The organism is Stenotrophomonas sp. FR010 (assembly GCF_047520755.2).
GTDB lineage: Bacteria > Pseudomonadota > Gammaproteobacteria > Xanthomonadales > Xanthomonadaceae > Stenotrophomonas > Stenotrophomonas sepilia.
In genome coordinates, this window is record NZ_JAXBQT020000043.1 from 1 (window position 1) to 12,565 (window position 12,565).

At 67.9% G+C, this 12,565-nt stretch carries 9 protein-coding genes, 1 pseudogene and 1 riboswitch; of the genes and pseudogenes, 4 read left to right on the forward strand and 6 right to left on the reverse strand.

Annotated elements, in window-relative coordinates; all coding sequences use genetic code 11:
- Positions 1-497 precede the first annotated feature (497 nt).
- The 4 genes and pseudogenes from ACM0PK_RS21270 to ACM0PK_RS21285 form a co-directional block, all read right to left on the reverse strand.
- Positions 498-2,469: pseudogene (locus ACM0PK_RS21270) on the reverse strand (AsmA family protein).
- Positions 2,470-2,551: 82 nt separating this feature from the next.
- Entirely contained in the window at positions 2,552-3,190 is a 639-nt protein-coding gene (gene trhA, locus ACM0PK_RS21275; RefSeq protein WP_005418403.1) for a PAQR family membrane homeostasis protein TrhA, read from the reverse strand.
- Between the two features lie 159 nt (positions 3,191-3,349).
- Positions 3,350-4,954, reverse strand: coding sequence for a peptide chain release factor 3 (locus ACM0PK_RS21280; protein WP_414607543.1), 1,605 nt, complete (start codon positions 4,952-4,954; stop codon positions 3,350-3,352).
- 66 nt (positions 4,955-5,020) lie between these two features.
- The gene (locus ACM0PK_RS21285) at positions 5,021-5,905 is read right to left on the reverse strand and encodes a M23 family metallopeptidase (RefSeq protein ID WP_414607544.1); all 885 of its coding nucleotides are present in this window, start codon (positions 5,903-5,905) and stop codon (positions 5,021-5,023) included.
- 147 nt (positions 5,906-6,052) lie between these two features.
- Positions 6,053-6,171: riboswitch (SAM riboswitch) on the forward strand.
- A gap of 76 nt (positions 6,172-6,247) precedes the next feature.
- On the opposite strand from ACM0PK_RS21285, the gene metX reads away from it, so the two are divergent.
- The 3 genes from metX to ACM0PK_RS21300 are packed head-to-tail and all read left to right on the forward strand — an operon-like array spanning position 6,248 to position 9,575.
- Entirely contained in the window at positions 6,248-7,279 is a 1,032-nt protein-coding gene (gene metX, locus ACM0PK_RS21290) for a homoserine O-succinyltransferase MetX (protein WP_049415906.1), read from the forward strand.
- A complete protein-coding gene (locus ACM0PK_RS21295) occupies positions 7,276-8,511 on the forward strand; it encodes an O-succinylhomoserine (thiol)-lyase (RefSeq protein WP_414607545.1) in 1,236 nt (411 codons plus the stop codon). Before metX ends, ACM0PK_RS21295 begins: the two co-directional genes overlap by 4 nt.
- Positions 8,508-9,575 (forward strand): homoserine dehydrogenase family protein, encoded by a 1,068-nt coding sequence (locus tag ACM0PK_RS21300; RefSeq protein WP_111200759.1) that lies wholly within the window; start codon positions 8,508-8,510, stop codon positions 9,573-9,575. The genes ACM0PK_RS21295 and ACM0PK_RS21300 overlap by 4 nt, the downstream gene beginning before the upstream one ends.
- A 107-nt stretch (positions 9,576-9,682) precedes the next feature.
- Here ACM0PK_RS21300 and ACM0PK_RS21305 read toward each other — a convergent pair whose 3' ends face one another.
- Both ACM0PK_RS21305 and ACM0PK_RS21310 read right to left on the reverse strand, forming a co-directional pair.
- Positions 9,683-10,678, reverse strand: a complete 996-nt coding sequence (locus ACM0PK_RS21305; protein WP_180884192.1) for an alpha/beta fold hydrolase — start codon at positions 10,676-10,678, stop codon at positions 9,683-9,685.
- 127 nt (positions 10,679-10,805) lie between these two features.
- Positions 10,806-12,188: an L-serine ammonia-lyase gene (locus tag ACM0PK_RS21310; protein ID WP_049415888.1), complete on the reverse strand. Its 1,383-nt coding sequence runs from the start codon at positions 12,186-12,188 to the stop codon at positions 10,806-10,808.
- A 100-nt stretch (positions 12,189-12,288) separates the two neighbouring features.
- Here ACM0PK_RS21310 and ACM0PK_RS21315 point away from each other — a divergent pair, with 100 nt between their 5' ends.
- Positions 12,289-12,519, forward strand: a complete 231-nt coding sequence (locus ACM0PK_RS21315) for a glutaredoxin family protein (RefSeq protein WP_111200768.1) — start codon at positions 12,289-12,291, stop codon at positions 12,517-12,519.
- Positions 12,520-12,565: the final 46 nt, after the last annotated feature.

The following is a 12,565-nucleotide window of genomic DNA, read 5'->3' on the forward strand; positions in this document are numbered from 1 at the left end:
GGGGGGGGGGGGGGGGGGGGGGGCGGGGGCCCCCCCGGCCCGCTTTTCGAAGCTCAAAGCCACAGCCAAAGCCAAAGCAGCGCCTTCCTGATACGTTGGGAGGCGGAGGGCATGGGCGTGCAGGACACGCCGCAAGTACGTCCCTGTAGGCTCGATGGCGCCATCCATGGCGCCAACGGTCCTGCACGCCCATGCCCTCCGCCTCTGGAACATTTCCGCGAGCGCGGTGCGTACATGCGCTGTGCCTCGCCTTTGGTAGCCGCCAACCTTGGTTGGCAACAGCTTTTGACTTTGCTTTTTTCTTTTGACTTTGAATTTCGCTCTCGTTCCGCGCGCGCAGGAAACTGTCCGGAGCCGGAGCAAGGCGGCAGGCAGGACCGTGAGGCGCATGGATGCGCCGACCGAGCCTACAGGGACGTATTTACGGGGTGTCCTGCCTGTCGCCTTGCTCCGGCTCTACGCGCGGGAAAAGAGGCGCCGCGAACAACGCTGTAAACCTACTTCGCATACTGCCCACCGCAGTCGGCATCCTTGCCCGGCCCCAGTTCGATCGTCGCCAGCAAGGCCGCCGGCGGGGCGATGCTGCCCAGTGCCAGGGCCACCGCTCCGCGGATGCCCAGCGCTTTGAAGTCCGGGCGGAACGACGGGTCCTTGAACGTGCCGGCAATGTGCAGCGGCGAGCGCAGTACCAGGATGCTCCTGTCCTTCGGGCGCGGCTTCAACAGCAGGTCCAGGGTTTCGTCGCGCAGGCTGACGGTGCCTTCGCCGATGAGGATCGTGTCGGTGGTGTCCACCGCCAGCGCCTGGCTGGTCATCAGGCCGTCGCGCACACCGAAGTCGGCGAAGGCGCAGCGCAGGGGAATCTGCTTGTCGCCGGTCACCAGGAACTTCAGCGATTCGGTGATATCCAGGCCGGCCAGCTCCATCACCAGGTTGCCGACGTGGCCACGGCCCATCGCCAGGCCGACCTCGCCGCTGCTGCTGCCGAGCATTGCGGCGATCGAATTGCCGCGGCCACTCAGGTCCACCTCACCGCCGATGCCGCCCTTGGCCTGTTCGGCCAGCTTGGCATCGGGGAACAGCTGGCCCAGCTGAACGCCGCGCACGCTCGCCTTCAGCGCAGTGCTGATCTGCGGCTGGCGTGCGTCCATGCGGATGGTGCTGCGGATATCGCCGCCGGCGACGCCGAAGTTCAGCGGGGCCAGCCGCAGCACCCCGTCATCCAGCAGCAGATGGGCGTCCATGTCGTCCAATGGCAATGACGGTGCGTTGATGCGGTGGGCCTTCCAGCGCACATCGGCATCCATGGCACGCAGCTTGCCGAGGTTGTAGGGCGTGTCCGGAAGCACGCGCGCGCGCGGCCACCCGCGCGGCCTCGGCCTTCTGCTCCGCATTGGCGGTTTCGCCGCCGCCGGTCTTCGGTGGCGCGCCGACGAAGCCGGCCAGGTCATCGAAGTCCAGGCGCTTGGATTCCAGCGTCGCGGTCAGCCGCGGACGGTCGCGGCCCACCTCGAACTGAAGACTGCCACCGAGGTCGCTGTCGCCCACCTTGCCGGTGAAACCGTCGTAACGCCAGACGTCGTGGTCGCGCTTCAGGCGTCCGTTCAGCGCGTAGGGCGGGGACGGCGGAATGGCGATGCCGAGCAATGGGTAGAGATCGGCCAGGTCCTGGCCACTGAGCGCGAACTGCAGGTCGAACACGCGCAGCTGGAACGGATTGGTCAGCGTGCCGCTGGCCACCGCGTGGGTGGCGCCGGCGCGGCCGTCGAGGTGGATGCGGAACGGGTGGTCGCTGTTGGTCAGTTCCAGCGGTGATTCGGTTCCGCCCTGCAGGGTGAACGGGTTGCCCTGCCAGTGGCCCTTGCCCTGCACCAGCAGCGGCGGCGAGGCATCGGCCTGCTTCGGCTGGCCGCTGCGCACGCCCACGCGGATATCGGTACGGCCCGGTGCGTCGAGGAACTGCAGTCGGCCGTCGTCGATGCGCAGGCGCTTGAGCTGCGGGCTGGTGCCGCCAGCGCTGTCACCGAGGAAGTCCCAGTTGCCCGGCTCGCCCTGGCGTGGGGCGGCTTCCAGCAGCACGTCCGGTCGGGTCAGGCGCACTTCCGGCAGCTGCACGCTGCCGCGCAGCAGGGGCCATACGCGCACGTCGATCTCGACGCGGTCGGCCGTGGCCATGTTCGGCTGCTTGGCCCAACCGGCATTGGCGAAGGTGATCGCATCGGCACGGATGGTGCTGGTCCGGCCGAGGTCGACATCCAGATGGCCGATGTGCAGTGCACGGCCGGTACGGGCCTGCACGGCGCGCTCGACCGGGCCCTTGAACCAGTTCCAGTCCCACAGTGCGATCAGTACCAGGATCGCTGCGAGCAGGAAGATCAGCAGCGTCAACCAGCGCCGGCCTCGCGGGCCGGGGCGGCGGAGGCGCCAGCGGTTCGTGCGCTTTGCGGCAGGGGAGGCGGCGGCATTCACGCTGCCATGGTTGCCCCCTCATCGTGGACGGGGCGCGAAGCGTCCATGTGCGCGGCGTGCACGCGCCGCGCACGGGCCAGTGCTACAGCACCTGCATGGTGACCGCGACGAAGTGGCAGACGCTGCCACCGATGACGAACAGGTGCCAGATCGCATGCGAATAGGGAATCGATTCGCGGTGGTAGAAATAGGTGCCCAGCGTGTAGGACAGGCCGCCGGCCAGCAGCCAGCCCAGCGTCCAGCCGTCGATCGAGGCCAGCATCGGCTTGACCGCCACGATCACCAGCCAGCCCATGGCCACGTAGATGGCAGTGGACAGGCGCTTGAAGCGACCGGTGTAGAACAGCTTGAACACCACGCCGGCCAGGGCCAGGGTCCAGATCGCGGCGAACAGGCCCCAGCCCCACGGGCCGCGCAGGCCGATCAGGGTGAATGGGGTATAGGTGCCGGCGATCAGTACGTAGATCGCGCAGTGGTCGAACACTTTGAGCCGGCCCTTGGCGACCGGGTGCTGGATGGCGTGGTACAGGGTGGACGCGGTGTACAGCAGCAGCAGCGCGATGCCGAACACGATGGCGCCGGCCAGCTGCCAGCCATCGCTGTAGATCGCGGCCAGGGTGATCAGCACCGCACCGGCGCCCAGGGCGAGCACGGCACCGAGGCCGTGGGTCAGGGCGCTGGCGATTTCTTCGCGGATCGAAGCAACGGAAGTCGTGGACATGGCGTAGGCGTCGTTCGCGGGGAGGGGGACCCGCACCCCCCTATCATCGCCGCGATGGGCGGCACGTGCACGCCCGTCACCGTATGGTGGGTGAATCCCTGCGTTGCGACGGCGGGGTCAGAGCCCTTTCCTTGCGGAAAGGGATCCGACCCCGTGGCATCAGCCTGCCGAAACGGTGTGCGCCGCTTCGCGTGTGGCCGAGAAACGCACATCCGGCGAGCGTTCCTGGGCCAGCTGCAGGTTCACTCGGGTCGGAGCGAGGTAGACCAGGTGACCGGCCGCATCCATGGCCAGGTTCAATGCGTTCTTCTCGCGGAATTCTTCCAGCTTCTTCTCGTTGCTGCAGTGGACCCAGCGCGCAGTGGTCACGCTGACCGGCTCGAAGGTGGCTTCCACACCGTACTCGTCCTTCAGGCGGTAGGCCGCCACGTCGAACTGCAGCACGCCGACGGCACCCAGGATCAGGTCGTTGCTGGTCAGCGGGCGGAAGAACTGGGTCGCGCCTTCCTCGGACAGCTGGGCCAGGCCCTTCTGCAGCTGCTTGAGCTTGAGCGGATCACGCAGGCGTGCGCGGCGGAACAGTTCCGGGGCGAAGTTGGGAATGCCGGTGAAGGTCACCGCTTCGCCTTCGGTGAAGGTATCGCCGATGGAGATGGTGCCGTGGTTGTGGATGCCGATCACATCGCCGGGCCACGCTTCCGCCGCGATCTCGCGGTCGCTGGCCATGAAGGTCAGCGCGTTGGCCAGCTTCATTTCCTTGCCGGTGCGCACGTGGAAGGTCTTCATGCCGGCGCTGAAACGGCCCGAACAGACCCGCATGAATGCCACGCGGTCACGGTGCTGCGGGTCCATGTTGGCCTGGATCTTGAACACGAAGCCGGTCAGCTTGTTCTCTTCCGGTGCGATTTCGCGGCCGGTGGTGGTTCGCGCCTGCGGCGACGGCGCATGCTCGACGAAGAAGTCCAGCAGCGGCTGCACGCCGAAGTTGTTCACGCCCGAGCCGAAGAACACCGGGGTCTGCTTGCCGGCGCGGTAAGCGTCCAGATCGAACGGATGGCTGGCGCCCTGCACCAGTTCCAGTTCGTCGCGCAGGTCGGCCAGCATCTGCGCACCGATCTTCTCGGCCAGGCCGGGCGCATCGATGGATGGGAAGATGGTCGAGTCCTGGCGGGTGAAGTTGCGACCCGGTTCGTACAGGTGCACTTCGCCGGTCAGCAGGTGAACCACGCCCTTCAGGCGCTGGCCCATGCCGATCGGCCAGGTGACCGGCGCGCACTGGATGCCGAGCACGGTCTCCACTTCATCCAGCAGCTCGATCGGGTCCTTGCCCTCGCGGTCGAGCTTGTTGATGAAGGTCATGATCGGGGTGTCGCGCAGGCGGCACACTTCCATCAGCTTGATGGTGCGCTCTTCCACGCCCTTGGCCACGTCGATCACCATCAGCGCCGAGTCCACTGCGGTCAGCACGCGGTAGGTGTCCTCGCCGAAGTCGGCGTGGCCAGGGGTGTCGAGCAGGTTGACGATCTTGCCTTCGTACGGGAACTGCATCACCGAGGAGGTGACGGAGATGCCGCGCTCCTTTTCCAGCGCCATCCAGTCGGAGGTGGCGTGGCGGGCGGCCTTGCGGCCCTTGACCGAACCGGCCATCTGGATCGCGCCTCCGAACAGCAGCAGCTTTTCGGTCAGCGTGGTCTTGCCGGCGTCAGGGTGGGAAATGATGGCGAAGGTGCGGCGACGCGACGCTTCGTTGGCGACTTCGGACATGGCAGTGGCGCCCGCCCGGGGCGCTTTTCAAAGAGATAAGCGCCCGATTATACCGGCCGGGGCCGGTCAGCGCCCGATACCGCCGTCGGCCTCGCCGTGGCGGGCGAACTGCAGCTGGCCCTGCCCGGCGAAGATGCGCACCGGCACCGAGCGCAGGCCCATGCCGCGGTTGACCTGCACCACGAAGTGCAGGTGCGGCGCAGTGCTGTAGCCGCTGTTGCCGGACAGGCCGATCGGTTGCCCGGCTCCCACCGCCTGGCCGCGGCGTACGCGCATGCCGCCGGCCTGGAGGTGGCCGTACAGGGCCATGCTGCCGTCGCTGTGCAGCACGCGGATGAAATTGGCACGGGCACCATCGCGCTCGCGGTCCTGGCCGTTGCCACGGAAGCCATCCTGGATCTGCATCACCGTGCCCTCGCGCGCGGCCAGCACCAGGGTGCCCTCCGGCAGTGCGAAGTCGACCGCGTCGCGGTTCTCCTCGTCGTCATGGCTGAATCGCCCCTGCGGTGCCTGGTCTACACGCAGGCGGGCCGCATCGAACGGCAGGCGATAGCCGACATCTTCGGCCTGCGCGGCCGGGTTGCCCGGCACCGACTGCAGGCGCAGATCCAGCATGCGGCCATCGATCGGGGCGGGCAGGTGGCCGACCACCAGGCTGCTGTCGCCCTGGATCAGCGACTCGACCGGGAGGCCTTCGACCGGGTGTCCGGGGGCGGCGCGCAGCTGGATCTGCAGCGGCCCTGCCAGCCCGTTGTCGATCCGCGCCTGCCATTGCGTACCGACCGGCTGCAGGCGCAACCGGGCCATGGGGGCGCCGCCCTCGGCACTGCCTGCGCGGGTGGCAGGGGCGGAAGGGGGAGCCAGTCCCCAGCCCCGGCGCCAGTCGCCGGCGTGTGCGGTCGCGCTCGCCAGCAGAGGCAACAGCAGGCAGGACAGGGGCAGGCGCGGCATCGGCGTTTCCAGCAAGAGGACCGCCGGGACTGTACCCGATCCTGAACGGGGCGACCGGGGCGGCCCTCGCAGAGTGATCCTGAGAATATCTATCGCTTTATCCGCATGAAGGGATTGACAGTGCCGGAAAGGGCTGGCATCGTGGCTCCACCATCGAGACCGGCAGAGGGACAGGCCCTTTGAAGCCGGGGCAGCCCGCAGGCGCGCAAGCGTCTGCGTAGGTGCCAAATCCTGCGGGGACCGTGGCGTCCACCGAAAGATGGTTCGAACCATGCACCCCACGTGCATCTCGAACGCGGGCCCGCGAAGGCTCGATGGCCGATTCCCCAACCGGATCCCGCCATGAGCTTCGCTGCCAGTACCGCCATTCGCCCCGAACCCTTTGTCCCCGTCAGCGTGCCGGTCGCAGACCGCGTGCACGCGGAGCGCGGTGAGTTCGCCGCGGTGCTGTCGATGCGCCATGCAGGCCCCAGCCCGGTGCGCCTGCGCTATGAGTGGGTGGGCCCGGCCAACGCACCGGTGGTGGTGCTGGCCGGTGGCATTTCCGCCCATCGCCACGTGGCGTCCAATGCACAGTTCAGCGAGAAGGGCTGGGCCGAAGCGCTTGTGGGTAGCGGCCGCGCGCTCGACCCGCAGCAGCTGCGCGTGCTGGCCTTCGATTTCATCGGTGCCGACGGTGCACTGGATGTGCCGATCGATACTGCCGACCAGGCCGATGCGCTGGCGCTGTTGCTGGACCATCTCGGCATCCGCACGCTGAAGGCCTTCGTCGGCTATTCGTATGGCGCGCTGGTCGGCCAGCAGTTCGCGATCCGTCACCGCGCCCGCGTGCGCCAGCTGGTGCTGGCCAGCGGCGCGCACCGCCCGCATCCCTATGCCGCCGCGTGGCGCGCGCTGCAGCGCCGCGCGGTTGCGCTGGGCCAGCTGCAGTGCGGCGAAGACCACGGCCTGGCCCTGGCCAGGCAGTTCGCCATGCTCAGCTACCGCACCCCGGAAGAATTCGGCGAGCGCTTCGACGCCGCGCCGGAGGTCATCAATGGCCGCGTGCGCGTGGCCGCCGAAGACTACCTCGACGCCGCCGGCGCGCAGTACGTCGCGCGCACGCCGGTGACCGCCTACCTGCGCCTGTCCGAATCGATCGACCTGCACCGTGTCGACCCCGCCGCGATCCTGCCACCGACCGTGGTGGTCGCCGTGGAGGGCGACCGCCTGGTGCCGCTGGCCGACCTGGTCGGCCTGGTCGAAGGGCTGGGCCCGCGCGGCAGCCTGCGCGTGCTGCGTTCGCCCTATGGCCACGACGCCTTCCTCAAAGAAACCGATCGCATCGACGCGATCCTCGCCACCGCCTTCCGCACCTCTGGAGAGTCCGCATGAGCCTGCACGCCAACGAGCCGTCCTGTAGTCGCACCACTGCCGCCGTCCGTGCGGGCATCGATCGGGACACCGCGCATGGTGCGGTCACACCGCCGATCGTGCTGTCGTCGAACTTCAGCTTCGACGGCTTCGGCAACAAGCGCCAGTACGACTACACGCGCAGTGGCAACCCGACCCGCGACCTGCTGGGTGAGGCGCTGGCGGAACTGGAAGGCGGCGTCGGTGGTGTGGTCACCGCCACCGGCATGGGCGCGATTAACCTGGTGCTGAACGCACTGCTGCAGCCGGGCGATACCCTGGTGGTGCCGCACGATGCGTACGGCGGCAGCTGGCGCCTGTTCAATGCGCTGGCCAGGAAGGGCCACTTTGAACTGGTCACCGCCGACCTGACCGATCCCCGTGCACTGGCGCAGGCGTTGGCCACCCAGCCGAAGCTGGTGCTGGTGGAAACGCCGTCCAACCCTCTGCTGCGCATCACCGACCTGCGCTTCGTCATCGATGCCGCGCACAAGGCCGGCGCACTCGTGGTGGTCGACAACACGTTCCTGTCGGCTGCGCTGCAGCAACCGCTGTCGTTCGGTGCGGACCTGGTGCTGCATTCCACCACGAAGTACATCAACGGCCACAGCGATGTGGTGGGCGGGGCAGTGGTCGCGCGTGATCCGGCACTGCACGAGCAGCTGGTGTGGTGGGGCAACGCGCTGGGCCTGACGGGTTCACCGTTCGATGCCTTCCTGACGCTGCGTGGCCTGCGCACGCTGGATGCGCGCCTGCGCGTGCACCAGGAAAATACCGCCTCGATCGTCGCCCTGCTGGACCAGCATCCGGCGGTCGGCACGGTGTACTACCCGGGCCTGGCCGGACATCCCGGCCATGCCATCGCGGCGCGCCAGCAGAGCGGTTTCGGCGCGATGCTGTCGTTCGAGCTTGCGCACTGCGGCGGTGAAGATCCGCACGCGGCAGTGCGCGCATTCGTGGATGGCCTGCGCTGCTTCACCCTGGCCGAATCGCTGGGCGGCGTCGAAAGCCTGATCGCGCATCCGGCGACCATGACCCATGCGGCGATGACCGCGGAAGCACGCGCAGCGGCCGGTATCAGCGAAGGGCTGCTGCGTCTGTCGGTCGGCATCGAGGCCGAGCGCGACCTGCTGGCCGATCTCGGTGCCGCGCTGCAGCGCGCCGAAGTCGTGATCGATGCGGCCGCACGCCGCAAACAGGTGGTGGATGCATGAGCGCGCTCGCCGCCGACATTCCTGCGCTGGGCGTGGGACGCCTGGCGCTGCTGGGCACTGGCACGGTCGGCTCGGCCTTCGTGCAGCGTTACCAGGCATTGCGGGCGCGTGGGCTGGAACTGCCCAGCGTGCAGTGGCTGGCCAATTCACGCACTGCGCTGGAGATCGATCGTGACCTGGTGTTGCCGCTGGAGCTGGCGCGACGTGCGCCACGCGATGGCCAGAGTTCGCCGGCGTGGGCCAGCACCGAAGGGCTGGAGCGTGGCGATGTGGTGGTCGATGCCACCGCCAGCGAAGACGTGGCCGCACGTCACGTGCAGTGGCTGGCGCGCGGCGTGCATGTGGTGACAGCCAACAAGCTGGGCCGTGGTGCGCAGCTGGCACGCGCGCAGGCGATTGCCGAAAGCTGCGCAGACAGTGGTGCGCGCTATGGCGACAGCGCCACCGTCGGCGCGGGCCTGCCGCTGCTGAGCAGCCTGCGCGCGCTGGTGGCCGGTGGCGATCACATCCATGCCATCGAGGGTGTGCTGTCCGGTTCGCTGGCGTGGCTGTTCCATCGTTACGACGGCCAGTCGCCGTTCTCGGCGGCGGTGCGCGAAGCGTTGGCGGCCGGCTACACCGAGCCCGATCCGCGCCTGGATCTGTCCGGCGAAGACGTGCGGCGCAAGCTGCTGATCCTGGCCCGCAGCAGCGGGCTGGCGCTGGATGCTTCGCAGGTGCAGGTGGATTCACTGGTGCCTGAAACGCTGGAAGCGTTGCCGCTGGAGGATGCACTGGCGGCACTGGAGCAGCTGGATGCGCCGTTGCAGGCGCGTTGGCAGGAGGCACGCAAAAACGGCCGCGTGTTGCGTTTCGTTGGCCGTGTTGACGGTGAGGGTGCGCAGGTGGGCCTGCGCGAGCTGCCGGCTGATCACCCGTTGGCGCAGGGTGCGGGGACCGACAACCGCGTCGCCATCCACAGTGATCGCTACCGTCGCCAGCCGCTGTTGATCCAAGGCCCGGGTGCGGGCGCGGAAGTCACCGCCGCCGCGTTGCTGGATGACGTGCTGCGGATCGTCGGCTGATCGCACAGTTCTTGTAGAGCCGAGCCCATGCTCGGCTGCTACTGGCGAGATCCCCTCCTGCTGGATGAGCCGAGCATGGGCTCGGCTCTACAGGGGCACCCTGCCGGTCAGCGTGACTTCAAGGACTTCAACAACGCGGCGTTGAACTGCTTCGGGTCCTGCACCTGCGGCGAATGGCCCAGTTCGGCGAACTCGACCAGCGTCGCGCCGGGAATCGCTGCGGCCGCCGCCTTGCCGAGCGCTGGATAGTTGCCCAGCGTCGCCTTCACCGCAGGCGGCGCCAGGTCGCGGCCGATCGCGGTGCGGTCCTTCTGGCCGATGAACAGCGTGGTCGGCACCTGCAGGTTCTTCAGTTCATAGACCACCGGCTGGTTGAACACCATGTCCGAGGCCAGCGCCTGGCTCCATGCAACGGCCTGCTTGCCGGGCCCTTCGTACATGCCTGACTGCATCCGCGCCCAGGGTTCGTAGGCCGGCTTCCATTTGCCGTCGTAGTACACATCCAGCTGGTAGCGGCGGATGCTGTCGTAGCTGATGTTCATTTCACCGGCATACCACGCGTCCACGCTGCGCCATGGCACGCCCAGCGCCTTCCAGTCTTCCAGACCGATTGGGTTGACCAGCGACAGGCTGCGCAGATCCTGCGGGTACATCAGCGCGTAGCGCACCGCCAGCATGCCACCCATCGAATGACCGACCAGGTGCACCGGCACGTCGCCCAGTTGCAGCTGCTGCAGCAGGGCATGGGTGTTGGCTGCCAGCTGTGCGAACGTGTACTGGTAGCGCTCGGGCTTGCTGGATTTGCAGAAGCCGACCTGGTCCGGAGCGATCACCCGGTAGCCGGCGGCAACCAGCGGCTTGATCGATTCCTTCCAGGTGGCCGCACAGAAGTTCTTGCCATGCAGCAGCACCATTACGCCGATCGGAGTCTTCTTCGGTGCGATGTCCAGGTAGGCCATCTCCAGCGGCTGCCGCTGCGACTCCAGCGCGAAGGTCTTCACCGGATAGCCGTAGTCGAAGCCCTCCAGGCGCGGCCCGTAGCTGGGCGCGGCCAGGGCAGGCAGCGGAAGGCAGGCAAGCAGGGCGGCAGCGAACACGCGCATGGGGCAATCCGGGATGGGGGAGCCCCGAGCCTAACCGGAACCCGGTGATGGTGTCGTCCGATGTAGAGCCGGGGCCACGCCCGGCTGCTCCTGCCCCATCAGCCGGGCGGGTGCCCGGCTCTAGATCTCAGCACTCGATGACGTTCACCGCCAGGCCACCGCGGCTGGTTTCCTTGTACTTGTCCTGCATGTCGCGGCCGGTATCGCGCATGGTCTTGATCACCTTGTCCAGCGACACCTTGTGCTTGCCGTCGCCACGCATCGCCATGCGCGAGGCATTGATCGCCTTCACCGCGCCCATCGCGTTGCGTTCGATGCAGGGGATCTGCACCAGGCCACCGATCGGGTCGCAGGTCAGGCCCAGGTTGTGTTCCATGCCGATTTCTGCGGCGTTCTCGATCTGGCTGGGGTTGCCACCCAGTGCCGCGACCAGGCCGCCGGCCGCCATCGAGCAGGCCACGCCAACCTCGCCCTGGCAGCCCACTTCGGCGCCGGAAATCGAGGCGTTTTCCTTGTAGAGGATGCCGATCGCCGCCGAGGTCAGCAGGAAGTCGAACACGCGCTGTTCGTTCGCGCCCGGGCAGAAGCGGTCGAAGTAGTGCAGCACCGCCGGCAGCACACCGGCCGCACCGTTGGTCGGCGCGGTCACCACACGGCCACCGGCCGCGTTCTCCTCGTTCACGGCCAGCGCGTACAGGTTGACCCAGTCCAGGGTGGTCAGCGGGTCGCGCATCGCCGCTTCCGGTTTCGACGACAGCTCGCGGTACAGCGCCGGTGCACGACGGCCTACCTTCAGGCCACCCGGCAGCACGCCTTCCTCGCGGATGCCGCGTGCCACGCACGACTGCATCGCACTCCAGATCTCGCGCAGCTGCGCGCGGATCTCGTCTTCGCTGCGCCAGCACTTCTCGTTCTCGAACATCAGCTGGGCAATGCTCAGGCCGCTGCGCGCGGTCTGCGCCAGCAGCTCATCGCCGCTCTTGAAAGGGTAGGGCAGCGGGGTCTCGTCGGGCACGATGCGATCATCGGCCGCGTCGTCCTGGTTGACCACGAAGCCGCCGCCCACCGAGTAGTAGTCGCGGGTGGCGATCACTTCGTCGTCGGCGTTGTAGGCAGTGAAGCGCATGCCGTTGGTGTGGTAGGGCAGCTTCTGGCGCTTGTTCATGCCGAGGTCGCGCTTCTCGTCGAAGGCGATCTCGTGCTGGCCCATCAGCTGGATGCGCTTGCTGCTGCGGATGCGCTCCAGCGTGGCCGGAATGATGTCCGGGTCGATCAGGTTCGGCCGCTGGCCTTCCAGGCCCAGCAGGATCGCCTTGTCGGTGCCGTGGCCGCGGCCGGTCAGTGCCAGCGAGCCATAGACATCGGCGCGGATGCGCGCGACCTCGTGCAGGCGGCCCGGGTCGAGCAGCCAGCGATGGATGAATCGCTCGGCGGCCTTCATCGGCCCGACGGTGTGCGAGGAACTCGGGCCAATGCCGATCTTGAAAACGTCGAACGTGCTGACAGCCATGGTTGCCGTGCTGCGGGTACCGGAAGAGATCGCTATTCTAGCGGTTCACGCCGCACTTCCATGGCTGCGGCGCAGCATTTCCGCCACGGGAGCCCGGCCGGTGTTGACCCTTATCCAACGTGACGATTGCCACCTGTGCGACATGGCCCTGGCCGAGCTGGCCAGGGCACGAGCGCCGGAGTTCGAATCGGTGTTCCTGGACGACCAGCCGGCGCTGGAAGCGCGCTATGGCACGCGGGTGCCGGTGCTGCGTGACGAGCGCGGCGACCGCGAGCTGGACTGGCCGTTCGACGCCGCCACGGTTCGGGCGTGGTTGGCCGTCGATCGGTAGTGCCGGCCGCTGGCCGGCATCACCGGGAACAGAGGGGTTGCCGGCC